This is a genomic window from Plantibacter sp. CFBP 13570 (genome assembly GCF_014841395.1).
Lineage (GTDB): Bacteria > Actinomycetota > Actinomycetes > Actinomycetales > Microbacteriaceae > Plantibacter > Plantibacter auratus.
The window spans coordinates 23,229-47,593 of sequence record NZ_JACYTW010000019.1; the positions used below are offsets into that span (position 1 = coordinate 23,229).

The window sequence follows — 24,365 nt, forward strand, 5'->3', positions numbered from 1 at the left end:
CAGTGTACTTGCATTGAGAACGATCGTTCCCTATGCTGATGGACACCGAAGAGAACGATCGTTCTCAAATCGGGGCGTGGAACCGGGCGACGAGTCCGGACGCCGAAGACGAAAGGAATCGAACCATGTCGTTCATCACCGTCGGAACCGAGAACAGCACCTCCGTGGAGCTCTACGTCGAGGATCACGGCAGCGGCCAGCCCGTCGTCCTCATCCACGGCTACCCCCTCGACGGCTCGTCGTGGGAGAAGCAGACCGCGGCGCTCCTCGACGCCGGCTACCGCGTCATCACCTACGACCGCCGCGGCTTCGGCAAGTCCTCCAAGCCCACCGAGGGCTACGACTACGACACCTTCGCCGCCGACCTCAAGGCCGTCGTCGACGGGCTCGACCTCCACGACGCGGTCCTCGTCGGCTTCTCGATGGGCACCGGCGAGGTCGGCCGCTACCTCGGCACCTACGGCTCGGAGCGCGTCGCGAAGGCCGTCTTCCTCGGCTCGCTCGAGCCTTACCTGCTGCAGACCGACGACAACCCGACGGGTGTCCCGCAGGACGTGTTCGATGGGCTCCTCGCCGCCGTCACCGACGACCGCTACGCGTTCTTCACGAGCTTCTTCGAGAACTTCTTCAACACGGACGAGAACCTCGGCTCGCGCCTGAGCGAGGAGGCGCTGCGGGCCAACACGCAGCTCGCCTACAACGCGTCGCCGTACGCCTCGGTCGCTGCGCAGCCGACCTGGCTGACCGACTTCCGGGCCGACGTCGCGAAGATCGACGTCCCGTCGCTCATCGTGCACGGCACCGGCGACCGCGTCCTGCCGATCGACTCCACCGGTCGCGTGTTCGCGAAGGCGCTGCCCTCCGCCGAGTACGTCGAAATCGAGGGCGCGCCGCACGGCATGCTCTGGACCCACTACCGCGAGGTCAACGAGCAGCTGCTCGCCTTCCTCGCGAAGTAGTCGGCACTTCGACGGGCTCAGTGACCGATATCCGGTCCCTGAGCCTGTCGAAGGGCGGGTTTGCTCGTGTGCACTTCGACAAGCTCAGTGACCGGGGCTGGCTCAGTGACTGATACCCGGTCCCTGAGCCTGTCGAAGGGCTCGGCCTTCCCGCCTACGCGCCCCAGCTCGCCTGGGTCCCGCCGACGCGCTCCTCGGCGATCTGCTGCTGGTAGCCCGAGGCCAGGTAGGCGCCGAACGGGTCGGCGGGCAGGCCGCGGCTCTCGCGCCAAGCGGCGAGTGGCCCGCGGACGTCGGTGTAGAACGCGTCCATGAGGATGCCGTTCGCGCCGAGGACATCGCCGGCCTCCTGTGCCGCGGTCAGTGCGTCGCGGTCGACGAGCAGTGCGCGCGCGGTCATCTCCTGCACGTTCAGCACCGAGCGGATCTGCCCGGGGATCTTGTCCTCCACGTTGTGGCACTGGTCGAGCATGAACGCGACCGGCGAGTCGTCGTCGAGCCCGCCGCCGCGGACGACCTCGTAGAGGATCCGGAACAGCTGGAACGGGTCGGCTGCACCCACGATGAGGTCGTCGTCGGCGTAGAAGCGCGAGTTGAAGTCGAACGAGCCGAGCTTCCCGAGGCGCAGGAGCTGGGCGACGATGAACTCGATGTTGGTGCCCGGCGCGTGGTGGCCGGTGTCGAGGCAGACGAGGGCCTGGTCGCCGAGCTGGGCCACCTGGGCGTAGGACGTTCCCCAGTCGGGGACGTCGGTGTGGTAGAAAGCCGGCTCGAAGAACTTGTACTCGAGCACGAGTCGCTGCTCCTCGCCGAGGCGGGCGTAGATCTGCTGGAGCGAGTCGGCCAGGCGGTCCTGCCGGCCGCGGATGTCCTGCTGGCCCGGGTAGTTGCTGCCGTCGGCGAGCCAGATCTTGAGGTCCTGCGAGCCGGTCGCGTGCATGACGTCGATGCAGGCGAAGTGGTGGTCGATCGCCTTCTGACGGATCGCCGGGTTGCTGTGGGTCAGGCTGCCGAACTTGTAGTCCTCGTCCTGGAAGGTGTTCGAGTTGATGGTGCCGAGCGCGACGCCGTGGTCCTCGGCGTAGCGACGGAGCGCGCTGAAGTCGTCCACGAGGTCCCACGGGATGTGGAGTGCGACCTTCGGCGCGAGGGCAGTGAACTCGTGCACCTTGGCGGCGTCGGCGATCTTCTCCTCCGGCGTGCGCGGGGTGCCGGGCGTCGTGAACACCTTGAAGCGGGTGCCGGAGTTGCCGAACGCCCAGGAGGGGAGTTCGATGGCCTGCTTCTCGAGCAGCGGGGTGATGGTGTCGAAACTGGTCATGGTCACTTCTCTGTGCGTGTTCCGGTGGTCTGGGGCGCGTTCACGGCGCTGGTTGCAGCATACGTGAATCGTTTCAATGACGCTACTCGTGCAGGGCGGCGAGCTGGTCCTCGAGGTGGAACACCTCGGTGAGCTGGAGGAAGCCCTGGTCCGGCGGGAGGTCGAGGTCGACGAAGAACTCGCCCATCTCCGCCTGCCAGCGCGCGTTGACCCCGGTCTCGGCCATGCCGGCCTGGGCGGCCTCGAGAGACGCCGTCTCGAAGTACCCGATGAGGAGGCCGTCGTCGCGGACGAAGAGCGAGTAGTTGTGCCAGCCGGTGTCGGCGAGGGCCTGCAGCATGTCCGGCCAGACGGCGGCATGGCGTTCGCGGTACTCCGCGAGGCGCTCGGGTTTGACCTGGAGCTGGAAGCACACGCGGTGCAGGGGTCGGGCACTCGTCATCGAGGCGCACCTTTCGGTTCGGTTCACGGATCCTCTGAATCGATTCAGAGGATCGCAAGCAGCGTATCCGGGCGATCGGCCGCGGGTCAACGGACCGACTGCCCGGATGTCTGAAGGTCTGGACAGGGTGCATCGACCGTTCGACGGTCAGGGCGCGCCCGTCGTTCGCGCCGATCACCCCTGGACACCTCGGAGCGAAGTCCCTAGCGTGGATCGCATGGCTGCCGATGACGCGCCACCCGATGCACCCACGATCGACGGTTCCGACGGCTCGGAGGAGACGACCGTCGCCTCGGAGAGCCCGCGCTGGCGTCGCGACGTCGCGGTGTTCCTGTCCGGCCAGACGGTCTCGCTGTTCGGCTCGATGCTCGTGCAGTACGCGATCATGTGGCACCTCACGCTCGAGACGAAGTCCGGTGTCGTGCTCGCGTTCGCCGCCGTCGCGGGGTTCCTGCCGCAGGCGATCGTGTCGATCTTCGGCGGTGTGTGGGCCGACCGCATGAACCGCAAACTGCTCATCATCGCGGCCGACGGCTCGATCGCCATCACGACCCTCGCGCTCGCGATCTTCCTCATCAACGGCGCCGCCGACCTCTGGCTCATCTTCCTCACGCTCGCGATCCGCTCGGTCGGCGCGGGCATCCAGATGCCGGCGGTCTCCGCGCTCATCCCGCAGATCACGCCGACCGACAAGCTCATGCGGGTCAACGGCATCAACGGATCCATCCAGTCGGCCATGATGCTCGTCGCCCCGGCTGCGGCCGGCGCGCTGTACGCGAGTGCGTCGCTCGTCGCGATCTTCTTCGTCGACGTCGTCACGGCCGCGATCGGGATCGGGCTGCTGCTGCTCGTACCGGTGCGGACGCTCGTGCGATCGGGCGAGCGCCCCGGCTACTTCGCCGACCTCACCGAGGGCGTGCGATACGTCTGGCACCACGGCTTCGTGCGCTGGCTGCTCATCCTCTTCGCGATCGTGTTCCTGCTGGTCGTTGCACCGTCCTACCTCACGCCGCTCATGATCGCCCGCACCTTCGGCGACGAGGTATGGATGCTCACCGTGAACGAACTCGCCTTCAGCGTCGGCATGGTCGGCGGCGGAGCGATCATCGCGATCTGGGGCGGCACCAAGAACCGCGTGCTCCTCATCGTCGGATCCTCGGTGGTCTTCGGGGCGCTGTCCATCGGGCTCGGGCTCTCGACCAACCTCTGGGTCTTCTTCGGCTTCATGTTCCTGCTCGGGATCGCGGTGCCGTTCTTCTCGACGACGTCGATGACCCTGCTGCAGGAGCGCGTCCAACCGGAGCGGCAGGGTCGCGTGTTCGGGTTCGTCGGCATCGTCATGGCGGTGTCGATGCCGCTCGGGATGATCGTGTTCGGACCGCTCGCCGACGTCGTCTCCGTCGAACTGCTCCTCGTCGTCGCCGGCGTGCTCACCTTCGTGGTGCTCGCCGTCGCCGTGCTCGTGCCGTCCGGTCGACGGGCGATGGCCGAGGTGACGAAGCAGCCGTGACCCGCTGCGATCGTCCGATCAGGGGAGCTGCGCCGAGTAGCCCTCGCGGTAGGTGGGATAGCGGTAGGTGAACCCGGTGTCGCGGAGGGCGGCCGCCGTGATGCGCTTGCCGCGGTGCGGTTCTTCCGGGGTGCGACCGGCGTCGTCGAGCGTCGGGGGAGCGACGCCGAGTCGGTCGGCGAGGAAGTCGGCGACCGTCGACAGCAGGACCGGCTCCTCGTCGATGCCCGCCACGACCGGCGGGAGCGATGCCGCCGGCAGGTCGAGCAGGTGCACGATCACGGCAGCGGCGTCGTCACGGTGGATGCGATTGGTCCAGCCGGAGGGCCGGGTGACACGGCCGTCGCGGACCTGGTCGACGAACATCGTGGCCGTCGGACCGTAGAGGCCGCCGAAGCGGATGGCGCTCGCCTCGGGCACCGCGCCGAGGACGGCCTCCTCAGCCGCGAGCAGGGCGCGCGCGGTGCCGGTGGTCGGGACGGCCGGCGTGGTGTCGTCGATCGTCTCCCCGCCATCCTCGCCCCACACCGCGGTCGACGAGACGAACAGGATGCGGGGTGGGGTGCCGGGGAGTGCGGCTACGGCAGCGAGGAGGTGCCCGACACCGTCGCGGTAGAGGGCGTCATAGGCTTCGACCGAGCGTGCCCGCGGCGCAAGGGCCACCACGATCGCCGTCGTGTCCGCAGGGAGATCGGGGGCGGAGGTCGTGAGGTCGCGGAGCTGGAGGGTGAAGCGCCCCTCGACCGACTCGGGCGCCGGGTTCGGCTCGGGGGCCGGGTTCGTCTCGGGCGCCGTGCGCTTCACGCCGACGACGTCCTCACCACGGGCCAGGAGCCTCCCGGCGACGTCCGAGCCGAGCTGTCCGAGTCCCACGATCACGACGGTCATCGCTCCACCGTACCCGGCGCCAGGGGTGAGAATGGTGGGATGAGTGCTGCGGGGGAGTTCATCGACGCGGCGCTCCAATACGAGGGCGACGGCTACCGCGCAGCGGACGTCGCCGAGCGGCTCGGCGACGGACTCCGGTCCTACGGCTCCTCGGTCGGTGCCGTGCGCGGCACGGTGCGCGACGCCCTCCGGAAGTTCCGCGGACTCGAGCACGACGAGCTGGCAGCCCTCGCCTCGGAGCTGTGGGCCGTGCCGGTCTTCGAGCGTCGGCTCGCCGCGATCGTCCTCCTGCAGTCGAGCGTCCCGGTGCTCAGGCACACCGATCTGACACGGATCGAGGGCTTCGTCCGCGCCGGTCGGGTGCCCGAGCTCGCCGACCCGCTGGCCACCGACGTCATCGGACCGCTCCTGGAACGCCTCGACGGGACGGCCCGGACCAAGGCCGAGACCGTCCTCGACCGCTGGATGCAGGACGAGCCCTGGTTGCGGCGGGCGGCACTGCTTGCCCCGATCCGTGAGCTGGGTGCGGGCGGTGGGGACGTCGATCGCGCCACCCGTCGGCTCGCGGTCGCCCTGGACGGGTTGCAGCGGCCGGCGCCGATCGCCGTGGTCGAGCCCGCGGTGGAGCGTCTTCGCGCCGTGCTCTGACCCGTCCTGTCGCGAGTGCCCTTCGACAGGCTCAGGGACCGGGACCGGCTCAGGGGCCGGTGTGTTCCGGGCGCCAGGTTCGTCCGGTCACTGAGCTTGTCGAAGTGCCCCCGAGGGGTTTCTTGTTCTGAGGGCGCCCGCGGCGGGGCTGCCCTTCGACAGGCTCAGGGACCGGATTCGGCTCGGGGACCGGATTCGGCTCGGGGACCGGGACGGGCTCAGGGACCGGGTCGGCTCAGGGACCGACGGCGCCTCACACCTGGCGGAAGTCGATCCCCAGGAGGCTCGCCGCAGCCCGGTAGTCCGCCGCCCGGTGTCCGAGCGACAGCGACCAGTGGTGCCCGATACCGGTCGCGCTCCACTCGTCCACCCAGACACCCGGGTCGCGCCCGAAGTCGACGCGGCTCGTCGTGTTGCCGATCGCGAGCAACGGGCCGGGGACGACCTCGCCCTCCGAGGCGACGAAGGCGAGCGAGCCGTCGCGGTCCTGCCCCAACCCCAGCAGCGTGACCGGCCCGTGCCGCACGTCGAACTCGACGCTCACACCCCAGCCGCGCTTGCCGTGGTAGACCCCGAGGCCGCGCAGCAGCGGGTCGCGAGAGCTGACGGCGAGGTGGGCCGGTCCGTCGTGTCCCATCTCGACGACCTCGTCCTCGAAGTCCAGCGCCTGGATCTCGCAGAACGACCCACCGGCGCCGACGACCTGGGTCGCGAGCTGAGCGACCGTCGTCCGTAGCTCGTACTCGCCGGTCGTGGGGATGCCGCGAGCAGTGAGGAGGGACGCGCCGAGGATCATCCCGGCACCGAGCCGCTCGTGCTGTTCGCCGTCGCGACCGCGGTGGTAGTAGGCGAGGCTGTCGAGCGCGAACTCGTCGACGAGCCGGTCGAGCCCGACCGACACCTTCGCTCCCCACGCGAAGTCGTCCTCGACCACCGTGTCGTCGAGGGTGAAGATCTCCCGGGCGAGGGCCATGCGGTCGGCGACCTCGGCGTCGGTCACCTCGTCGACGAGGACGCGGAGGTCGTCGAACTCCACGACCTCGACGTGTGAACCGAAGGTGGTCGGCAGGAGGGTGAGGTCGGTGGAGACGTCGAGCATGCCGGGGTAGACGTGGCCCATGAGGCCGTGGCGGGCGTGGCGGAGGGCTGCGCGGACGTGCGCCGCCCGGATCCACTGCGAGATGCGGTCCCACGCCGACTCCTGACGCAGCCACCCCGACACCGAGCGGAACGGGATGCCCGCGCGACGGAAGACGTTGCCGACCTCGGGTACCGGGCACTGCCCGCAGTAGGCGAGCCACGCGCCGGTGTCGAAGCTCGCGTGGTCCATCCGCTCGGTGGGCTGCAGGTCGATGACGAGGACCGGGGTGTTCGCGCGCTGGGCGATCGGCAGGACCATCGAGGAGGTGAGGTAGGTGGTGAGGAACAGGACGATGAGGTCGCAGTCGCCCTGTCGGAGTTGTTCCGCCGCGGCGTCGCCCTCCTGCGCGTCCGAGATGAAGCCGACGTCGACGACCTCGGCGTCCATCTGCTGGAAGCGTTCCGAGACGTACCGGGCCGATTCCTGGAGCTGGGGGAGTAGCTCCGGGAACTGCGGCCAGTAGGTGCCGAGGCCGCCGGCGATGAGGCCGATGCGGGGCTTCCGCCGTGCCTTCGGGGTGAGGAGCGGGTGGACGGCTGCTGCGGTGTGGGTCATCGTCGATCCTTGGGTGGGTGCGGGTCCGGGAGTATTTAATCGATTAAATACTGGTGACGACTGTACCCGGGCGTCACCGCCGCGTCCAGCCTCGGCGCTGCTCAGGCAGGCAGGGGAGCGGACTCGCGGACGACGAGATGCGGCTCGAGCGTCCGCGTGACGTGCTCGTGTGCCGCGCGGTCGGCGCCCAGCTCGGCCAGGAGGATCTCGACGGCCACGCGCCCGAGTTCGTCCTTCGGCTGCTCGACCGTGGTGAGCGGCACCCGCCCGTCGGCCGCGAGCGCGAGATCGCCGTAGCCGACCACCGACACCTCGTCGGGCACCGTGAGGCCGCCGTCGTCCAACCCCCTGATGACGCCGAGCGCGAGTTGGTCGTTCGTGCAGAACACGCCGGTCGGACGCGGTGTCGCCGCCGCGATCCGACGACCTGCGATGCGCCCCGCGTCGACGGTCATCTCGTCCACGGTGACCTCGCGGAGGTCGTCGGGGTCGCGACCGGCCGCGATGAACGCGTTCCGGGCACCCTCGCGTCGATCGGCGCACTGCGGGATCGCCAGGTCGCCGTTCACGAGCACGATCGACCTATCGGACGCCGGGTCGGGACTGGCGAGCAGGTGGGCGACCGCCAGCTCCCCGCCGTGCACGTCGTCGATCGCGACGGAGCAGCCGGTGCCCTCGGGGGCGGTGCGGTCCATCAGCACGAGGCGGCTGCCGACCCGTCGCAGCTGGGCCAGTCGGGAGGCGTCGGCCGTCAACGGAGCGACGAGTGCGCCGGCAGCCCGGTGCTCGGCGAGCATCTCGAAGTGCCGGAGTTCGAGGTCCGGGTCGTCGTGGCTCACGCAGAGCGCGACCGTGTAGCCGTGCTCGGCCGCGGCCTCGGTGACCCCGCGGGCGATCGCCGAGTAGAACGGGTTCGCGATGTCGGGGATGACGAGGCCGATGAGCCGGTTCGTGCCCTGTCGCAGGGTGGCGGCGGCACGGTTGGGGACGAAGTCAAGTTCCTCGATCGCGGCGAGCACGCGCTCGCGCGTGGCGGGGGCGACGATCTCGGGGCGGTTGAGCGTGTTGGAGACGGTCGCGTTCGAGACGCCGGCGAGTCTGGCGACGGCGGCGAACCCGATGTCGTGCTTCGCCATGCTGCCCTCCGCTTCCTATCCGAGCGTACCGGCGCGACCTTCGTCCCGTTCTCAGGACTCCTTCGGTGTGGTGGGGCGATCTCCACCCGACACGCCGCGGAAGTCCTGAGAACGGTCCGGAGGCGACCGCTACGGGAGGGTGTGGCCCGCGGCGGTGAAGAGGCGGTACCACTCCTCGCGCGACAGCGTCACGTCGGAACCTGCGGCCGCTTCCTGGACGCGCGACGGCTTGGTGGTGCCGAGCACGACCTGGATGTTCGCGGGGTGCCGGGTGATCCACGCGGTCGCGATCCCGGCCGGCGTCACGCCGTGTGCGGCAGCGAGCTCGTCGAGCACGTCGTTCAGCTCCGCGTAGTGCTCGCGGTCACCGATGAAGACGCCCGTGAAGAAGCCGGCCTGGAACGGCGACCACGCCTGCAGGGTCATGCCGGTCAGGCGGCTGTAGTCGAGCATCCCGTTGTCGCGGTCGATCGACTGGTCGAGGCCGGCCATGTTCGCGGCGACGCCCGACGCGATGATCGGGGCGTGGGTGATGCTCAGCTGCACCTGGTTGACGATGAGCGGCTGCTCGACGGAGCCCTTCAGCAGCTCGACCTGCGCCGGCGTGTGGTTCGAGACGCCGAAGTTCCGGACCTTGCCTGCGGCCTGCAGGGTGTCGAACGCCGACGCGACCTCCTCCGGCTCGACGAGGCTGTCGGGGCGGTGCAGGAGCAGGAGGTCGAGGTAGTCCGTCTTCAGGGCGGCGAGGGACTCGTCGACGGTGCGGAGGATGTGCTCTTCCGAGAAGTCGAAGAAGCCCTTGCGGATGCCGACCTTCGACTGGATGAGCACCTGCTCGCGCTCGGCGGCGGTGAGAGTGACGGCGTCGCCGAAGCGACGCTCGCACCCGTGACGCTCCGAGCCGTAGATGTCGGCGTGGTCGAACACGGTGACGCCGGCGTCTCGTGCGGTGTGGAACAGGGTGCGGATGGCCTCGTCGTCGAGGGCCTCGATCCGCATGAGGCCGAGGACGATGCTGGACGCGGTCAGGTCGGTCTGGGGCAGGGGGATGGTCTTCATCCGACCATCCTGGCCGAACCCACCGGTGGTCTGCCTAGGATTGACGACATGTTCGTGTTGTCGTTGCTGCTCATCGTCCTCACGATCATCGCGCTCATCGACGTGGTGGGGCAGCCCGAGCCCGTCGTGCGTAACCTGCCCAAGATCGTGTGGGTGCTGCTCATCGTCTTCATCCCGCTCATCGGCGTCGCCCTGTGGTTCCTGCTCGGCAAGGACTGGTCGACGAGCCGGATCAAGCTCCCCGAACGCCGGGGCCGGAAGCAGTCGCGGACGTCCGGCTCGTGGGGTTCGGGTCGAGGGTCCTCGTCGACCGCGACGCCCTCGCCGTCGCAGCCCGACCGCGCCGTCAGCAGCACGGAGGAGCAGCTCGCCGCCCTCGAGCGCGAGATCCAGGCCGCCGAGGACGCCGAGCGTATCCGCAAGCTCGAGCTGGAGATGAAGCGCAACGATCCCGACGCCGACGACAAACTGCCCTGACTCAGGAGTCCGTCGGCGCGTCGACCGGGTATGGTCGCGGCACGCCGAGGAGTTCCTGAGACAGGGCAGTCGGGTGTGACTGGGTGACTCCTAGAAGTCGTACTTGTCGATGTTCGACGCGTCGAAGGTGGTCGGCGGGCCGACGATGACGGTGCCGTCGGCGCCGACCTCGCGCTCACCGAGGTCGCCGGCCTCGAAGGTGTCGCCCTCCTTGCCGGTGATCGTGCCCTCCGCCAGTGCCTTGCCGGCGAACGCTGCGACGTAGCCGAGCTGAGCCGGGTCCCACAGCGCGAACGCGGTGACGGTGCCGTCCTTCACGAACGGACGCATCTCGTTCGGGAGGCCGAGGCCGGTCAGTGCGACCTTGCCCTTGTACTCCGAGGTGGAGAGGTAGCGGGCGGTCGCGGCGATGCCGACCGTCGTGGGCGAGATGATGCCCTTGAGGTTCGGGTGCGCCTGGAGCAGACCCTGGGCCTCCTGGAACGACTTCGTGTCGTCGTCGTCACCGTAGACCTTGGCGACGAGCTTGATGTCCTTGTAGTCCGGGTTGGAGGCGAGCTCCTCCTCCATGTACTTGATCCACTCGTTCTGGTTCGTCGCGTTGGCCGTGGCCGAGAGGATCGCGATCTCGCCCGAGCCGCCGATCTGCTCCGAGATGAGCTTCGTCTGGATCAGGGCGACGTCCTTGGCGACGACCTGGGAGATGAAGACGTCGCGGCAGTCCTTGCTGGTGTCGGAGTCGAACGCGACGATCTTCGCGCCGCCGTCACGGGCCTCCTTGAGGGCGGGGCAGACGGCGTCGGGGTCGTTCGCCGCGATGACGATGACGTTCGTGCCGGCCTGGGTCTCGGCGTTGATGAACGACACCTGGCTGGACGCGCTCGCCTCGAGCGGGCCGACGACCTCGGTGGCGCTGAAGCCGGCCGCCTTCGCGCCGTCCTTGCCGCCGCCGAGCACGACGTCCGTGTACGGGTTGTTGAGCTGCTTGGGGATGAAGGTGATGCTCTCCGCGGCACCGCCGCCACCACCTGATCCGGCGGAGTCGCCGGTGGCGCACCCCGTCGCGATGAGGGCGAGGGAGGCTGCTGCGGCGATGAGGGCCGCTGCGCGACGGGCCGAACGGCCTGCTGCGCGGTTTCGAATCGACTGCATTGTCTGTTCCTTTCTGGATACGCCTGGTGCTGTGGCGTGGGGTGCCCCGAGGGCTGCGCCGATCGGGAGATCAGTGCTGGGGCAGGCTGCGTCGGATCCGTCGGTGGTGGTTCCACTGCTTGACGGATTCGAAGATACTGGGGCCGACCACCGAGGCGATCAGCAGGGTCCCGGTCACGATGATGAGGACGACGTCGGAGACGCGGCCGAGTCGGAGCGCGTAGTTGATGGTGCCGATGAGCAGCACACCCGCGACGACACCCGGGATGGACCCCTTGCCGCCGAAGATCGAGACGCCGCCGAGGAGCACGGCCGCGATGACGGCGAGTTCGAGCCCGGAGGCGTTGTCGCTGCGGGCGCTCGAGTAGCGGAGCGTCCAGAACACCCCCGCGAGGGCGGAGACACCGCCGGTCGCGACGTAGAGCCAGAACTTCGAGCGGGCGACCTTGATGCCGACGAAGCTCGCGGCCTCCGTGCTGTACCCGAGCGCGTACAGCCCGCGGCCGAAGGGGGTCAGGTGCAGGACGACCCCGAAGGCGAGCACGACGACGAGGACCCCGACCATGACCACGGGGATGCCGGTCGAGCCGATCTTCGACGTGAAGAACGCGGTGAGCTCGGGCGGGAAGTTGGCGACCGCGTTGTCGCCGATGACGACGAGCGCGAGGCCGCGGAACAGCGCGAGCGTGCCGATCGTCACCGCGAGCGACGGGAGTCCGACCACCGCGATGAGGAAGCCGTTGAACGCGCCGGCGACGACTCCGACGAGCAGCCCGATGAGGAGGACGACCCCGATGTCCATCCCGCCGCCGGCCCACAGCACACCGATGACGGCGCTCGTGAGGCCCGCGGTGCTTGCGACGGACAGGTCGATCTCGCCCGTGATGATGACGAGCGTCATCGGCATCGCGATGAGGAGGATCGGGATGACGTCGAGGAGGAGGAAGCCCACGGTGACGGGGGAGGCGAACCGCGGGATGAGCAGGCAGGCGCCGATGACGACGACGAGCAGCGCGTAGATCATGATCGCGTCGCGACCGAGGAGGATGCGCGAGGCACCGGTGCGGCCCTTCGGTTCGGCCACGAGCACGCCGGTGGTGTCGGTGCCGAGCGGGCCGGAGCCCTTGGTGAACGGAGCCTTCGGGGCTGCCGGGGTCTTCAGATCAGACATCGCGTGCCTCGCTCATTCGCAGTTTCTTGGCCGTACGGAGGCTGGCGACGCGGTCGATGATGATCGCGGCCAGGATGAGGATGCCCACGATCGCCTGTTGCCAGAACTTGTCGACGCGCAGGGCGGTGAGGGCGCTCGTGATGGTGGTGAGGAGGATCGCGCCGATCGCGGCCCCGGCGACCGAGCCGCTGCCGCCGAAGATCGCGACACCGCCGACCACGGCCGCCGCGACGACGTCGAGCTCCATACCGGACCCGGTGGTCGCGCCGACCGAGTTGAAGCGCGAGGCGTAGAGCACGCCGGCGAGTCCGGCGAGCAGGCCGTTCGCCAGGAAGGCGAGGAAGACGCGGCGGCCGACCGGGATGCCGAACAGCTTCGCGGCGTCGGGGTCCGACCCGATCGCGTAGAGGTCGCGGCCGGATCGGGCGCCGGCCATGTAGACGGCGACGACGACCACGACGAGGATCGCTATGAGGGTGATGACCGGGAAGCCGAGGACGGTGTCGACGGACAGGTTCCCGAACGCGTCGGGTCGGTCGTCCGCGAAGTACTGCGTGCCACCGGCCCACGCGTTGTTCAGGCCTCGGTAGATGTAGAGCGTGCCCAGGGTGATGACGAGGGCGGGGACCTTCGCGATCGTGACGAGCGCACCGTTGATCGCGCCGAGCACCGCTCCGAGCAGCATGGCGATGGCGAACACCGCGATGATCGGCAGTTGGGGCATCGTCGCGAACATCGTGCCGGTCGCGAAGGCCACGAGCCCCAGGATCGAGCCGACGGACAGGTCGACGTTGCGGGTGATGATGACGAGCGCCTGACCGACGGCGAGGATGATCATGATCGTCGCGTTGAGGAGGAGGTCCTTCACCCCCTGTGCCGACAGGAACAGCGGGTTCGCGAGGTAGGTCACGAGCACGAGCACGACGAGGGCGACGGTGACCGGGAGCTCCCGGAGTCGCACGATCGACGCGATCGGGTTCGTCGTGCGCTCGGTCGCGACGGTGACGGGGCGGCCGCCTCCCGGCTTGGTGGTGGTGTCGGTCATCGTGCGCCTTCCAGGGAACCGGTGGCCGCGTGCATCACGGTCTCCGGGGTCGCTTCTTCGCGGGTGAGCTCGGCGGTGATCCGGCCCTCGTGCATGACGAGGACGCGGTCGGCCATGCCGAGGACCTCGGGCAGTTCGGAGGAGATCATGAGGATCGCGATGCCGCGGCCGGCGAGTTCGGAGATGAGGCGGTGCACCTCGCTCTTCGTGCCGACGTCGATGCCGCGGGTGGGCTCGTCGACGATGAGGAAGGTCGGCTCGGTGGCGAGCCACTTCGCGAGGACGACCTTCTGCTGGTTGCCGCCGGAGAGGGTGGAGACCGCGTACTCCTGCGAGCCGGTCTTCACCTGGAGGCGGGCCGACCACTCCTCGGCCGCCTCGCGTTCGCGGCGGCCGGAGATGATCCCGAACCGCGCGAGCCGGTGGCGGAGGGTGAGGGTCGCGTTGCGGGCGACCGACAGGTCCATCACGAGCCCCTGCTTGCGACGGTCCTCCGGGACGAAACCCATGCCGGCGTCGATCGCGGCCTGCGGGTCGCCGGCCTTCACCGGCTTGCCGTCGAGCGTGACGCGTCCGGTGTCGTAGGGGTCGATGCCGAAGACGGCACGGGCGACCTCGGTGCGCCCGGCGCCGACGAGTCCCGCGAGGGCGACGATCTCACCCGAGCGCACCGTGAACGAGATGTCGGAGAAGACGCCGGCGCGCGACAGCCCGTCGACGGTGAGGACCGCGTCGCCGATCTCCGCGTCCTGCTTGGGGAAGAGGGCGGCGATGTCGCGACCGACCATCTGCCGGACGATCGCGTCGACGGAGGTCTCGTTCGTGACGTGCGTGGCGATGTAGCGGCCGTCGCGCATGACCGTGATGCGGTCGCACAGCGCGAAGACCTCCTCGAAGCGGTGGGAGATGAACATGATGCCGGCGCCCGCGTCGCGCAGGGAGCGGGCGACCTGGAAGAGGCGGTCGACCTCGACGCCGGAGAGCGCGGCGGTCGGTTCGTCCATGATGAGGACCTTGGCGTCGAGCGAGATGGCCTTCGCGATCTCGATGATCTGCTGGTCGGCGATCGACAGGCCCTCGGCGACGCGGTCGGGGTCGATCTGGACGCCGAGGCGGTCGAACAGGGCGCGGGCGGCCTTCCGCATGGCGCCAGTGCTGATGAGTCCGAGGCCGTTCTTCGGCTGGCGGCCGATGAAGATGTTCTCGGCGACGGTGAGGTCGGGGAACAGGGTCGGCTCCTGGTAGATCACGGAGATGCCCGCGGCCTTGCTGTCGGCGACGCCGCGGAAGGCGACGGGCTTCCCGGCGAGGGTGAAGTCGCCGGCATCTGGGGTGTAGAGCCCGGCGAGGATCTTCACGAGCGTGGACTTCCCGGCGCCGTTCTCGCCGACGAGCGCGTGGATCTCGCCGGCCTCGATCTGGATGGTGCCGTCGGCCAGGGCGACGACGGGGCCGAAGGTCTTGGCGGCTCCGATGAGGGAGAGCGCCGGCTGGGCGCTGCGCCCGGCAGGTTCGGTGCGCGCCGGTTGCGCTGGATGGTCGATCGTCATTGAGGGTCCGTTCCTCCACGGTGAGGGGCTCGCTCCCGGCGGGATGTGAATCGATTCAGGGTCGGGAGCACCTGCACTGTATGGCCGTCGGATCGCGGGCGGCAAGGCGAAGCGGTCGTTCCTGACAGGACCTTCAGAAACGGCGCCCCGGTCGGCTCGCCTAGGCTGTGGATGCTCGATGGCGAAGGAGGACGACCGTGCGGATCCTCGTCGTCGATGACGAACGCGAGATGGCTGGCCTCCTGTCCCGCGGTCTCGGGTCGGACGGCCACGACGTGACGACGGCGTTCGACGGCCCGACTGCGCTGGACCTCGCGCGGCAGGCGATCGCGCCGGTGTCCGGTGGCGACGCGGGCTTCCAGGTCGCGGTGGTCGACGTCATGCTCCCCGGGCTCTCCGGATTCGCCGTCTGCCGCGAGCTCAAAGGCCTCGACCCGACGCTCGCGGTGATCCTGCTCACGGCGCGCGACGCCGTGGACGACCGGGTCCGTGGGCTCGACGCCGGAGCCGACGATTACATGATCAAGCCGTTCGCCTTCGCCGAGCTCGCCGCCCGGATCCGCGCGGTCCGGCGGCGGGACGCGCTCACCGTGCAGCCCCGCTTGGACGTCGGTGGGTTGACGCTCGACCTGCACCGGCACCGCGCGCGCGTCGGTGACCACGACGTGCCGCTGAGCGGGACCGAGTTCGACGTCCTCCGGGTGCTCGCGACCGATCCGGGCGTCGTCGTCTCGCGGGCGGCCATGCTGCGGGAGGTCTGGGAGACCTTCGACAACATCGACCCGAACGTCGTCGACCAGTACATCAGCCGCCTCCGTCGCAAACTCGACCTGGCGGAGGCGGGCGTCCGCATCGTGACGAGCCGCGGCGTGGGGTTCTCACTCGTCGCTGCAGGGAGCTGAGGGCGTGTCGTCGGACCGTCGCCGGTCGACGCGGCACCACGGCATCCGCACGCGGATCGCCGGGGGCAGTCTGCTCATCGCCGTCGTCGTGTCGCTCTTCGCCGGGCTCGCGATCAACGCCCAGCTGGAGCGCATCGTCCGCGACGGCACCGTCCAGGCGCTCCGCAGTGACGGCGCGCAATACGTGTTCGCGCTGCAGGCGAGACCCGACGAACCGCTCCAGGGACCCGGCCTCGGCACCCGCATCGCGGTCATCGCCCCCGACGGCTCCATCCCGGTCTTCAGCCTGCCGACGACGCTCGCCGCGCAACTTCCGGCGCTCGCCGCGACGCGGGAGGTCACCACCGTCGACGCCGGTTCAGCCACCTACATCCTGTTGTCACAGCCCGTGACCGTCGGTGGCGACACCTGGTACGTCATCGCCGGACGCGACGAGGCCGAGGAGACGACCGTCCTCGTCCAGATGCGCCTCCTGCTCGTCGGGTCCTTCGCGCTCCTCGTCCTCGGTGTCGCGGCCGGCGGGTGGATCCTGACGACGGTGTCGCTCCGGCCCGTCACGCGGCTCCGGGTGAGCGCGCAGAGCCTCAGCGAACGGTCGACGGACGAGGTGCTGCCGGTCGGCCGCGCGGACGACGAGATCGCGCAGCTCGCGATCACCCTCAACGACCTGATCGAGCGGCTGCGGGCCTCGGCGGACCGCGAACGGCAACTCGTGTCCGACGCGAGTCACGAGCTCCGCACGCCGCTCGCGATCCTCCGCACCCAGCTCGAACTCGCGCGCCTCGAGGACTCGTCGCGTGAGCAACTGCTCGCCGACATCGAGGGGGCGGAGCGCAGTGCGACGCGGCTGTCGGCGCTCGTCACCTCGCTGCTCGAGCTGTCCCGCATCGAGGCGGCGACGCCGGAGGAGCGGACGAGCGCGGCCAGGTTGGAGGCCGACGTGCTTGAGGCGGTCGAGCGCGCGCGGTTCCGGGTCGCCTCGGACGACGCGCTGGCCGGGATCGAGGTCGAGTACGTGAGCGCGATCGCTGAGAGCGGGCCGGGGGAGGGTGCGGCGGTGTACGCCGTGCGCGCCGACGATGTCGGTCGGGTCGTCGACAACCTCGCGGGGAACGCGCTGCAGGCCTTCACCGAGCGCGGGGGCGCTCCGCGCCGGGTGTCGGTCATGCTCGACGACGACGGCGGTCAGCTCACGCTCCGGGTGTCGGACAACGCGGGAGGACTCGACCCGGCCTTCGAACCGCGGGCGCTCGAGCGGTTCAGCCGGTCGGACGCGACGCGGTCCTCCGGGCACGGTTCCGGGCTCGGGCTCGCGATCGTCGCCGCCATCGCTCGGAACGCGGGTGGGGCGATCGTGCTGCACAACCGACCCGGCCACGGTCTCGAGGTCGTCGTCACCCTGCCCGCCGCGTCGGCTCTGCCGGTCGATCCCGCCTGATCGTCGCCCCGTTCTCAGGAGTCGCCCGGTGTGTCGGGGGCGGGCGGGGCGCCGCGCCGGGGAACTCCTGAGTTGGGGACGGCGGCGGGTGGATGGCCCGTTCTCAGGAGTCGCCCGGTGTGTCGGGGTCGGGCGGGGGCGCCGCGCCCGGGAACTCCTGAGTTGGGGACGGCGGCGGGCGGGTGACAGCGGGCTGCACGGGCGCGCGAAGGCGCTGCGTGCAACAATGAGCCAGCCCGTCCGGCGTCGCCTGGCGGGTCCGACAGGCGAAGGGGAGCCGTGAGCGCGAGCGTGAAGGACGTCGCGGCGAGAGCCGGCGTCTCGGTCGGGACCGTCTCCAACGTGCTGAACCGCCCCGAGAAGGTCTCGCCCGTCACCGTCGACCGCGTCCACGCGGCGATCGACGAGCTCGGCTTCGTGCGGAACGACGCGGCCCGTCAGCTCCGGGCCGGCCGCAGCCGCAGTGTCGGCCTCGTCGTGCTCGACGTCGGCAACCCGTTCTTCACCGACGTCGCCCGCGGTGCCGAGGACCGGGCCGATGCGGAGGGGTGGTCGGTCCTGCTCGGAAACAGCGACGAGAGCATCGACCGCGAGCGCGCCTACCTCGACCTCTTCGAGGAGCAGCGGGTCGCCGGCGTCCTCATCACTCCGCTCGGCGACGACCTCACCCGGCTCAGCCGGCTGCGCGACCGCGGGACGCCGACGGTCCTCGTCGATCGGCAGACCGATGACACGAGCTTCTCATCGGTCGCCGTCGACGACGTCGCGGGCGGGCGGCTCGCGGTCGAGCACCTCATCGGACTCGGTCGGCGTCGTATCGCGGTCGTGGGTGGTCCGTCCTCGCTCCGGCAGGTCGTCGACCGGCTCGCCGGTGCGCGTCAGGCGGTCGATGCAGCCGCGGCCGGTGGTGCCGAGGTCACCCTCGAGGTCGTGGAGACCACCGCGTTGACGGTGCTGCAGGGCCGTTCCGCGGGCGAGACCATTCGGAACCGTCCTCGTGACGACTGGCCCGACGCGGTGTTCGCGGCCAACGACCTCCTCGCGATGGGGGTTCTGCAGGCGTTCAGCATGCTCGGTTCGGTGCGCGTGCCGGACGACATCGCCCTGATCGGATACGACGACATCGACTTCGCGTCGGCGGCGGTCGTCCCGCTGTCGTCGATCCGTCAGCCGAGCGCACTCATCGGCCACACCGCCGTCGAGCTCCTGCTCCGTGAGGCGGACGCGGGCGCTCGACGCGTGCCCGAGCAGATCGTCTTCCAGCCGGAACTCGTCGTCCGGCAGTCGACGGTCGGCGTCGACCCGTCCTGAGGCGGGTGCCGCCCTGCGTCATGCCAGGTGGTCGGGGACCCACGGGTCGATGAGGTGGAGGCCGACACCGGCGAAGTCGCGCGTGTTCCGCGTCGCGAGAGCGGCGTCGGAGGATCTCGCGATGGCCGCGATGATCGCATCCTGAGGTCCGATGGGGTTGCCGGAGCGGCGTCGCGTCGTCATGAGCTCCGCGTAGTCGAGCGCGGCTTCCGCAGAGAAGGGGAGGACGCGTCCTGCGAAGTCGGCATCGAGCACGGTCGCCACGGCCCCGACGAGCGCCGATCGGCGAGCGCCTGCAGGGAGGCGCAGGGTTCCTTCGAGGAGCTCGGCAGCGGTCATCGCGGTGAGGTGGAGGTCGGCCTCGTCCTGCCGGTCGAGCCACCGGGCAACCGTGGGGTCGGGCCGTGGCCTGAACAGTTCGGAGACGACGTTCGTGTCGAGGATGATCACCTCGGGGCCGGGTCGTCCGCGTCGGCGCTCGCGGCATCGTCGAACGGATTCGGTCGGGTGGTCGTGGTGCGGTCGGGCAGTTCGATGACGAGTTCACCGTCGAGGTGGAGGTCGACGAAGCGCTGATGGATACGCTCCGCCAGGCCTGGTCGGTTGCTGTCGGCGGCCGAGGTGGCGCGGAGATCCTCAGCCGTCGTCGTCCTGACGGCCGCGGCGAGGATCGCCCGGATCTCCGCCTCCATCGATCGTCCGTGCAAGGCGCCGAGCTGTTGCAGACCGCGTTTCGTGTCCTCGTCGAGATTCCGGACGGTCACCGTGGGCATGTCGTCACCTCTCGTGGGAATGGAGTGCTAGCACGATGCTAGCAAATTGGTGATTCGTGCTTCATCGTTCCTCCACAGGCCGCGCCAAGCGGAGGATCCTCTCAGGGACGTCCACGTAGGGTGGCCGTTTCGCCTCCCTCGGATCGGGCAACCGGTCGACCGCGGTCATCGAGGGGCGGCTCTGCCGAGGCGATGCTGCACCCACCGAGCATGAACCGAGCGCGCCCCCGACGCGACCGAGACCCAGGACGGTACCCCGTACATGACCAGCACCACCCCTGCGCGCGCCCTCGAGCGCCGCGACCCGAACACTCCCGCCGTAACCCCCGTGACCCCCGCCCGGACCGGCGGCCGCCACGTGGCCCTCAGCCCACGAGCCGCCCGTCGCGCGGCTCGACTCGAGGACGCCAGCTGGACCGCCTCCGCCGAGGAGGAGCGACGTCACGTCGACCTCGTGCCCACCAAGCGGCCCTCGGCCCCACGCGCCAAGAGCTCGTTCGCGAAGCGCGCCAAGCCGTTCGCCACGTTCGGCGTGATGACGCTCGCCACCGGGCTCTTCGTGTCGGTGTCGCTGCCGGCGGCCGCTGCGGGCGTCGACGTCGATGCGGCGACCGGTGGCGCGATCCCGTCTGCAGCGACGATGCAGTCGGTGTCGTACTCCGTGCCGTCGACCGCAGCCGATGTGCCCTTCGTGCGCGACGGCTACGGCGCAACCAGCCAGGAGGAGGTCGACGCCGCCTCGGCCGCCGCTGCAGCTGCTGCTGCCGAGGCGGCCGCGAGTGCATCCGCCGCCTCCTCGTCGTCCGCGTCGGCTGCGGCGGGACGAACCTACGCGGCTCCAGCCGTCGCCCGATCCGGCGAGGCGATCCTCGCCTACGCGGCGCAGTTCGTCGGCGTCGTCCCCTACGGCAACGGCAACGACCCGTCCGACAGCTTCGCCTGCGACGGCTACGTGCAGTACGTCTTCGCGGCGTTCGGTGTGTCCCTGCCTCGCGGCGCCGGTGCGCAGGCCGCGTCGGGCGTGCAGATCTCGGCGTCGGAGGCCGTCGCCGGTGACCTGCTCTACTGGCCGGAAGGTCACATCGCGATCTACGACGGCGCGGGCGGCATGTACGACTCTCCCGACTGGGGGCGCTACGTCCAGCACCGGCTGTCGATCTGGGGCGACCCGGTCTACATCCGCATCCCGTAGACGGTTTCCCCGTCCACAACTCCTGCTCGACCGGCCCTCGGTCGGCAGCTCGGCCCGGTTCGGGCTGCCGTGTCTTCGGTGTGAGCCCGTCGGGCAGGAGTTGTGCGCAGGCCGCTCGGGGATAGCGTGGACAGATGACCGAGTTGCACGCGAGCCCGACCTCCGACGCGCCAGGTGCGGAGTCCTCTGCGACCCCACCGCCGGCGGACGCACGTGCCTTCGAGACCTCCCTCGGCACGATCCTCGGTCGGGTCGACGGCGCGGTGGTCCGGGCTCGCGGCATCCCGTACGCCCGCGCGGGACGCTTCGAGGTGCCGGTGCCGACCGGTCTTCCCGTCGGCGCCGACGGCGATCCGGTGCCGTTCCGGGCCTTCGAGCGGGCGCCGGCCTCACCGCAGCGTTCCTCCCGGGTGCTCGAGGCCGTCCTCGAGGGTGCCGGTGAAGGGATGGTCGACTCGGAGGACTGTCAGGCGCTCTCGATCACGGTCCCTGCCGACATGCGCCCGGACGAGTCGCTGCCGGTGATGGTGTGGATCCACGGCGGGGCCTACGTCACGGGTGCCGGCGACCTCGATGTCTACGATCCGATCAGCCTGGTCGTCGAGCAGCGGGTCATCGTGGTGTCGGTCACGTACCGGCTCGGGATCCTCGGCTTCCTCGGTGACGGTGAGACGCTGCCGGCGAACCTCGGCCTGCTGGACCTCGTCCTCGCGCTCCGGTGGGTCCACGAGCACATCGTTGCGTTCGGCGGCGACCCGGGGTCGGTCACGCTCTTCGGGCAGTCGGCGGGCGGCGATGCGATCGCGCACCTCATGATCAGCGACGGTACCGCGGGGCTCTTCCAGCGCGCCATCGTCCAGAGCGCGCCGCTCGGCATCAGCAGTGGTCGGGCGAAGATGGCGAGTGCGATGATGCGGGCGGCCGGCAGCCCGACGCGGGACACCCCGGTGGTCGAGTTGCTCGCGCTCGAAGAGCAGGTGGAGCGGGCGGCGCGACGGTTCGGACTGCGTGGTGGCATGGCGTTCGGCACCCAGTACGGTCACGCGCCGCTCCCGGCGGAGGCCGACCGCGACGCCGCCTGGCGTGAGGCCGCCTCGCGCATCGATGTCCTGATCGGCTCGACGACGGAGGAGACCCGGCTGTACGTGCCGCTCATCCCGGCCTTCGCCCGTATGACCTCGATGCCGCTCGTCGGTGACCCCATCCGGCGGGCGCTCGTCGGCGCGACCACGCACGTGACCTACACGCGCGACGCCCGGAAGTTCGTCGAGCGGCATCGGGCGTCGGGCGGTCGGGCCACGCGGTACGAGCTCAGCTGGGCGCCGCCCGGCAGCCCCTACGGGGCGTCGCACGTGACGGACCTGCCCCTGCTCCTCGGCACCGAACGGTCGTGGAGCCGGACGGCGCTCATCGGCTCGGCCACGTGGGCCGAGGTCGACCGTCGTGGCCGCTTCCTGCGGCAGATGTGGGCCGACTTCGCGCGTGACGGGGTCCTGGCCGCCGACGCGACCGCGGGCCTGAGCGACGTGGTCACGCTCGACCGCTGAGCGTGGCGCTGGCCACCTGACTACTCGTCGACGACAAGCGCCAAGCACGCGCGGGCGTGCGCCCGTGCTGCATCCGGCGTCGGCGCAGCGGACAAGCCGAGCAGCCTGCGTCGATGCGGTTCGCCGAGGAGCAGGCTGTAGAGCTGTTCCGCCCGCTCGCCGACGTGGCCGGCGAGGAACGCGATCGAGCGGGCCGGGCCGGCCACGTAGAAGCCGGCGGCGACCTCGGGAAAGCGTGGAGACTCCGCGATCACGAGTCGGTGCAGGGCGACCGAGACGTCCGAGTGCAGCGCGATCACGAGTCGTGTCGCCGCGTCCTCGAGGGGCTCCGCCTCGGACCTTGCCTCGTCGGCTGCGAGGAGGTACGCGTGCTGCCGTTCGACCGCCGCTGTCAGCACGCTGGCGAGATCACCGAACCAGGTGTAGATCGTCCGCTTCGTCACGCCCGCGTCGGTGGCGACCGCCTCGATCGTCGTCCCGCCGTACCCGTGCTCGGTGAACCGGCGGATGGCGGCGTCGAGGATCGCGTCGCGCCGTCGGTCACGTTCGGCTGCCGTCGGGCGACCACGTCTCGATTCCATGCTCTAATGATACGGTAACGTCTCATTAAACGGAGAGGGTGGAGATGACGAAGATCCTGCATGTCGCGATCGTCGACGACTGGGAGGCCAGTCGGCCGTTCGGCGAGTACGAGGTGTCGACGAGAGCCGTGCCGTTCGTCGACGCCGGCTTCGTCCACGCGACGACCGCCGACCGACTGCCCGAGGTGCTCGAGCGGGTCTATGGGTCGCTCCAGCTGCCGCTCGTGCTCATCGTGCTCGACGTGGAGGAGCTCCATGCAGCGGGCCTCCAGGTCACCTGGGCTCCGACGCCGCGCGTCATCGCCCCGCTCCCGACCGCCGGCCCGGCGATCACCGCCGAGCTCCCGCTCGAGCGCGATGCGGCCGGCGCGTGGCAGGTGCCCGCGGCGCTCGCCGAGCTGCTGGGCTGAGTCCGGCGACCACAACTCCTGCGGACGGTTCGCCGTCGACCGTGAGGGCAGCGCCTGGTGCGCATGTCAACCTGCAGACGGGCGATCAGCAGGAGTTGTGATCCCCGGGGTTACCCCAGCGCCGGCTTGATGTCCTTGACGATCGACTCCAGGATGCGCGCGTTGAACTCGACGCCGAGCTGGTTCGGGACGGTGACGAGGACGGTGTCGGCGGCCTGCACGGCGGCGTCGGCCGCGAGCTCTGCGGCGATGACGTCGGGCTCGCCGATGAAGCTGCGGCCGAAGCGCGCGAGTCCGCCGTCGAGGTGTCCGACCTGGTCCTTCGAGTCGGCCTGGGCGCGCAGTCCGAAGTAGCGGCGCGTCTCGTCGTCGATGAGCGGCAGGATGCTGCGGCTCACGGAGACCCGCGGCTGCCACTCGTGACCGGCCTCGGACCAGGCGTCGCGGAACATCTGGATCTGCTCCGCCTGCAGTTCGTCGAACGGCACCCCGGTGTCCTCGGTGAGGAGCGTCGACGACATGAGGTTCATGCCCTGCTCCGCCGTCCACACCGCCGTGGACCGTGAGCCGGCGCCCCACCAGATGCGCTCGCCGAGCTCCGGCGACTGCGGCTGGATCGCGAGCAGGCCGTTGGTCCCCGTCATCTGCGGGTTGGCACGCGCCACGCCCGCACCGGCGATGGCCGCGCGGAACACCTCGGTGTGCGAGCGGGCGATGTCCGCGTCGGTCTCATCGTCGCCCGGCACGTAGCCGAACGACTCCGACCCGCGGAGCGCCGTCTCGGGTGATCCCCGGCTCACACCGAGCTGCAGTCGGCCGTCGCTGATGAGGTCGGTGGCCGCCGCCTCCTCGGCCATGTAGAGGGGGTTCTCGTAGCGCATGTCGATGACACCGGTGCCGAGTTCGATCGTCGAGGTCTTCGCCGCCATCGCCGCCAGGAGCGGGAACGGCGACGCGAGCTGCCGAGCGAAGTGGTGCACGCGCACGTACGCGCCGTCGACACCGACCTCCTCCGCCGCGACCGCGAGGTCGATGCTCTGCAGCAGTGCGTCACGCCCGGTGCGCACGCTGGAGCCCGGAACGTCTTGCCAGTGTCCGAAGGACAGGAACCCGATCTTCTTCACGGTTGATTCAACCGGCCCCAGTTCCCCCCTATT

General features: G+C 70.1%; 24 protein-coding genes. 10 read left to right on the forward strand and 14 right to left on the reverse strand.

Translation table 11 applies throughout. The features are described from left to right. Positions 1 to 125: 125 nt before the first annotated feature. Positions 126 to 959 (forward strand): alpha/beta fold hydrolase, encoded by an 834-nt coding sequence (locus IFT89_RS08665; RefSeq protein ID WP_064294873.1) that lies wholly within the window; start codon positions 126 to 128, stop codon positions 957 to 959. 154 nt (positions 960 to 1,113) lie between these two features. Here IFT89_RS08665 and rhaI read toward each other — a convergent pair whose 3' ends face one another. Both rhaI and IFT89_RS08675 read right to left on the reverse strand, forming a co-directional pair. After that, on the reverse strand, positions 1,114 to 2,280 hold the full coding sequence (rhaI, locus tag IFT89_RS08670) for an L-rhamnose isomerase (RefSeq protein ID WP_202938747.1): 1,167 nt from the start codon (positions 2,278 to 2,280) through the stop codon (positions 1,114 to 1,116). Positions 2,281 to 2,362: 82 nt separating this feature from the next. Further along, a complete protein-coding gene (locus IFT89_RS08675) occupies positions 2,363 to 2,722 on the reverse strand; it encodes an L-rhamnose mutarotase (protein WP_202938748.1) in 360 nt (119 codons plus the stop codon). A gap of 217 nt (positions 2,723 to 2,939) precedes the next feature. Between IFT89_RS08675 and IFT89_RS08680 the strand changes: the two genes are divergently transcribed. After that, a complete protein-coding gene (locus IFT89_RS08680; protein ID WP_124767620.1) occupies positions 2,940 to 4,232 on the forward strand; it encodes an MFS transporter in 1,293 nt (430 codons plus the stop codon). An 18-nt stretch (positions 4,233 to 4,250) separates the two neighbouring features. Here IFT89_RS08680 and IFT89_RS08685 read toward each other — a convergent pair whose 3' ends face one another. After that, positions 4,251 to 5,120 carry an NAD-dependent epimerase/dehydratase family protein gene (locus IFT89_RS08685; protein ID WP_191942011.1) on the reverse strand — a complete coding sequence of 290 codons (870 nt, stop codon included), beginning with the start codon at positions 5,118 to 5,120 and terminating at the stop codon, positions 4,251 to 4,253. 39 nt (positions 5,121 to 5,159) lie between these two features. Here IFT89_RS08685 and IFT89_RS08690 point away from each other — a divergent pair, with 39 nt between their 5' ends. Continuing rightward, on the forward strand, positions 5,160 to 5,768 hold the full coding sequence (locus IFT89_RS08690; protein WP_202938749.1) for a DNA alkylation repair protein: 609 nt from the start codon (positions 5,160 to 5,162) through the stop codon (positions 5,766 to 5,768). A gap of 253 nt (positions 5,769 to 6,021) precedes the next feature. On the opposite strand, the gene IFT89_RS08695 is transcribed toward IFT89_RS08690, so the two are convergent. From IFT89_RS08695 to IFT89_RS08705, 3 genes are all read right to left on the reverse strand, one after another. Then, a complete protein-coding gene (locus IFT89_RS08695) occupies positions 6,022 to 7,464 on the reverse strand; it encodes an L-fucose/L-arabinose isomerase family protein (RefSeq protein ID WP_202938750.1) in 1,443 nt (480 codons plus the stop codon). 101 nt (positions 7,465 to 7,565) lie between these two features. Then, the gene (locus IFT89_RS08700) at positions 7,566 to 8,600 is read right to left on the reverse strand and encodes a LacI family DNA-binding transcriptional regulator (RefSeq protein WP_192006331.1); all 1,035 of its coding nucleotides are present in this window, start codon (positions 8,598 to 8,600) and stop codon (positions 7,566 to 7,568) included. A 129-nt stretch (positions 8,601 to 8,729) separates the two neighbouring features. Then, positions 8,730 to 9,659: an aldo/keto reductase gene (locus IFT89_RS08705; protein ID WP_202938751.1), complete on the reverse strand. Its 930-nt coding sequence runs from the start codon at positions 9,657 to 9,659 to the stop codon at positions 8,730 to 8,732. Between the two features lie 48 nt (positions 9,660 to 9,707). Between IFT89_RS08705 and IFT89_RS08710 the strand changes: the two genes are divergently transcribed. Next, on the forward strand, positions 9,708 to 10,136 hold the full coding sequence (locus IFT89_RS08710) for a PLD nuclease N-terminal domain-containing protein (protein WP_202938752.1): 429 nt from the start codon (positions 9,708 to 9,710) through the stop codon (positions 10,134 to 10,136). Between the two features lie 90 nt (positions 10,137 to 10,226). On the opposite strand, the gene rhaS is transcribed toward IFT89_RS08710, so the two are convergent. The 4 genes from rhaS to IFT89_RS08730 all read right to left on the reverse strand — a co-directional run bounded on the left by rhaS (position 10,227) and on the right by IFT89_RS08730 (position 15,054). Continuing rightward, positions 10,227 to 11,288, reverse strand: a complete 1,062-nt coding sequence (gene rhaS, locus IFT89_RS08715) for a rhamnose ABC transporter substrate-binding protein (RefSeq protein WP_085514253.1) — start codon at positions 11,286 to 11,288, stop codon at positions 10,227 to 10,229. A 70-nt stretch (positions 11,289 to 11,358) separates the two neighbouring features. Then, positions 11,359 to 12,459, reverse strand: a complete 1,101-nt coding sequence (locus IFT89_RS08720) for an ABC transporter permease (RefSeq protein WP_079706408.1) — start codon at positions 12,457 to 12,459, stop codon at positions 11,359 to 11,361. Next, positions 12,452 to 13,504, reverse strand: coding sequence for an ABC transporter permease (locus IFT89_RS08725; protein WP_191942005.1), 1,053 nt, complete (start codon positions 13,502 to 13,504; stop codon positions 12,452 to 12,454). Before IFT89_RS08725 ends, IFT89_RS08720 begins: the two co-directional genes overlap by 8 nt. Continuing rightward, positions 13,501 to 15,054 (reverse strand): sugar ABC transporter ATP-binding protein, encoded by a 1,554-nt coding sequence (locus IFT89_RS08730; RefSeq protein WP_079706410.1) that lies wholly within the window; start codon positions 15,052 to 15,054, stop codon positions 13,501 to 13,503. Before IFT89_RS08730 ends, IFT89_RS08725 begins: the two co-directional genes overlap by 4 nt. A 197-nt stretch (positions 15,055 to 15,251) precedes the next feature. Between IFT89_RS08730 and IFT89_RS20760 the strand changes: the two genes are divergently transcribed. The 3 genes from IFT89_RS20760 to IFT89_RS08745 all read left to right on the forward strand — a co-directional run bounded on the left by IFT89_RS20760 (position 15,252) and on the right by IFT89_RS08745 (position 18,705). After that, complete coding sequence (locus IFT89_RS20760) at positions 15,252 to 15,956, forward strand: response regulator transcription factor (protein ID WP_079706411.1); 705 nt, start codon at positions 15,252 to 15,254, stop codon at positions 15,954 to 15,956. Between the two features lie 4 nt (positions 15,957 to 15,960). After that, positions 15,961 to 17,394: a sensor histidine kinase gene (locus IFT89_RS08740; protein ID WP_202938753.1), complete on the forward strand. Its 1,434-nt coding sequence runs from the start codon at positions 15,961 to 15,963 to the stop codon at positions 17,392 to 17,394. Between the two features lie 279 nt (positions 17,395 to 17,673). Then, entirely contained in the window at positions 17,674 to 18,705 is a 1,032-nt protein-coding gene (locus IFT89_RS08745; RefSeq protein WP_191942004.1) for a LacI family DNA-binding transcriptional regulator, read from the forward strand. A gap of 18 nt (positions 18,706 to 18,723) precedes the next feature. On the opposite strand, the gene IFT89_RS08750 is transcribed toward IFT89_RS08745, so the two are convergent. Next, the gene (locus tag IFT89_RS08750; protein ID WP_202938754.1) at positions 18,724 to 19,155 is read right to left on the reverse strand and encodes a type II toxin-antitoxin system VapC family toxin; all 432 of its coding nucleotides are present in this window, start codon (positions 19,153 to 19,155) and stop codon (positions 18,724 to 18,726) included. Beyond that, complete coding sequence (locus IFT89_RS08755) at positions 19,152 to 19,478, reverse strand: FitA-like ribbon-helix-helix domain-containing protein (protein ID WP_202938755.1); 327 nt, start codon at positions 19,476 to 19,478, stop codon at positions 19,152 to 19,154. The genes IFT89_RS08750 and IFT89_RS08755 overlap by 4 nt, the downstream gene beginning before the upstream one ends. A gap of 262 nt (positions 19,479 to 19,740) precedes the next feature. Between IFT89_RS08755 and IFT89_RS08760 the strand changes: the two genes are divergently transcribed. Further along, on the forward strand, positions 19,741 to 20,670 hold the full coding sequence (locus tag IFT89_RS08760; RefSeq protein ID WP_202938756.1) for a C40 family peptidase: 930 nt from the start codon (positions 19,741 to 19,743) through the stop codon (positions 20,668 to 20,670). A gap of 134 nt (positions 20,671 to 20,804) precedes the next feature. After that, positions 20,805 to 22,217, forward strand: a complete 1,413-nt coding sequence (locus IFT89_RS08765) for a carboxylesterase family protein (RefSeq protein ID WP_202938757.1) — start codon at positions 20,805 to 20,807, stop codon at positions 22,215 to 22,217. 20 nt (positions 22,218 to 22,237) lie between these two features. Here the strand turns inward: IFT89_RS08765 and IFT89_RS08770 are convergent, their stop codons facing one another. Beyond that, positions 22,238 to 22,798 (reverse strand): TetR/AcrR family transcriptional regulator, encoded by a 561-nt coding sequence (locus IFT89_RS08770; protein WP_202938758.1) that lies wholly within the window; start codon positions 22,796 to 22,798, stop codon positions 22,238 to 22,240. A gap of 44 nt (positions 22,799 to 22,842) precedes the next feature. Here IFT89_RS08770 and IFT89_RS08775 point away from each other — a divergent pair, with 44 nt between their 5' ends. Then, complete coding sequence (locus IFT89_RS08775; RefSeq protein WP_124767605.1) at positions 22,843 to 23,208, forward strand: DUF952 domain-containing protein; 366 nt, start codon at positions 22,843 to 22,845, stop codon at positions 23,206 to 23,208. A gap of 110 nt (positions 23,209 to 23,318) precedes the next feature. Here IFT89_RS08775 and IFT89_RS08780 read toward each other — a convergent pair whose 3' ends face one another. After that, positions 23,319 to 24,332: an LLM class flavin-dependent oxidoreductase gene (locus tag IFT89_RS08780; RefSeq protein ID WP_137244175.1), complete on the reverse strand. Its 1,014-nt coding sequence runs from the start codon at positions 24,330 to 24,332 to the stop codon at positions 23,319 to 23,321. Positions 24,333 to 24,365: the final 33 nt, after the last annotated feature.

What these genes read in the sequence shown, in the direction of transcription:
- IFT89_RS08665 (WP_064294873.1), top strand. Translation starts at nt 126, where the DNA reads ATGTCGTTCATCACCGTCGGAACCGAGAACAGCACCTCCGTGGAGCTC.
- rhaI (WP_202938747.1), bottom strand. Translation starts at nt 2,280, where the DNA reads ATGACCAGTTTCGACACCATCACCCCGCTGCTCGAGAAGCAGGCCATC.
- IFT89_RS08675 (WP_202938748.1), bottom strand. Translation starts at nt 2,722, where the DNA reads ATGACGAGTGCCCGACCCCTGCACCGCGTGTGCTTCCAGCTCCAGGTC.
- IFT89_RS08680 (WP_124767620.1), top strand. Translation starts at nt 2,940, where the DNA reads ATGGCTGCCGATGACGCGCCACCCGATGCACCCACGATCGACGGTTCC.
- IFT89_RS08685 (WP_191942011.1), bottom strand. Translation starts at nt 5,120, where the DNA reads ATGACCGTCGTGATCGTGGGACTCGGACAGCTCGGCTCGGACGTCGCC.
- IFT89_RS08690 (WP_202938749.1), top strand. Translation starts at nt 5,160, where the DNA reads ATGAGTGCTGCGGGGGAGTTCATCGACGCGGCGCTCCAATACGAGGGC.
- IFT89_RS08695 (WP_202938750.1), bottom strand. Translation starts at nt 7,464, where the DNA reads ATGACCCACACCGCAGCAGCCGTCCACCCGCTCCTCACCCCGAAGGCA.
- IFT89_RS08700 (WP_192006331.1), bottom strand. Translation starts at nt 8,600, where the DNA reads ATGGCGAAGCACGACATCGGGTTCGCCGCCGTCGCCAGACTCGCCGGC.
- IFT89_RS08705 (WP_202938751.1), bottom strand. Translation starts at nt 9,659, where the DNA reads ATGAAGACCATCCCCCTGCCCCAGACCGACCTGACCGCGTCCAGCATC.
- IFT89_RS08710 (WP_202938752.1), top strand. Translation starts at nt 9,708, where the DNA reads ATGTTCGTGTTGTCGTTGCTGCTCATCGTCCTCACGATCATCGCGCTC.
- rhaS (WP_085514253.1), bottom strand. Translation starts at nt 11,288, where the DNA reads ATGCAGTCGATTCGAAACCGCGCAGCAGGCCGTTCGGCCCGTCGCGCA.
- IFT89_RS08720 (WP_079706408.1), bottom strand. Translation starts at nt 12,459, where the DNA reads ATGTCTGATCTGAAGACCCCGGCAGCCCCGAAGGCTCCGTTCACCAAG.
- IFT89_RS08725 (WP_191942005.1), bottom strand. Translation starts at nt 13,504, where the DNA reads ATGACCGACACCACCACCAAGCCGGGAGGCGGCCGCCCCGTCACCGTC.
- IFT89_RS08730 (WP_079706410.1), bottom strand. Translation starts at nt 15,054, where the DNA reads ATGACGATCGACCATCCAGCGCAACCGGCGCGCACCGAACCTGCCGGG.
- IFT89_RS08755 (WP_202938755.1), bottom strand. Translation starts at nt 19,478, where the DNA reads ATGCCCACGGTGACCGTCCGGAATCTCGACGAGGACACGAAACGCGGT.
- IFT89_RS08760 (WP_202938756.1), top strand. Translation starts at nt 19,741, where the DNA reads ATGACCAGCACCACCCCTGCGCGCGCCCTCGAGCGCCGCGACCCGAAC.
- IFT89_RS08765 (WP_202938757.1), top strand. Translation starts at nt 20,805, where the DNA reads ATGACCGAGTTGCACGCGAGCCCGACCTCCGACGCGCCAGGTGCGGAG.
- IFT89_RS08770 (WP_202938758.1), bottom strand. Translation starts at nt 22,798, where the DNA reads ATGGAATCGAGACGTGGTCGCCCGACGGCAGCCGAACGTGACCGACGG.
- IFT89_RS08775 (WP_124767605.1), top strand. Translation starts at nt 22,843, where the DNA reads ATGACGAAGATCCTGCATGTCGCGATCGTCGACGACTGGGAGGCCAGT.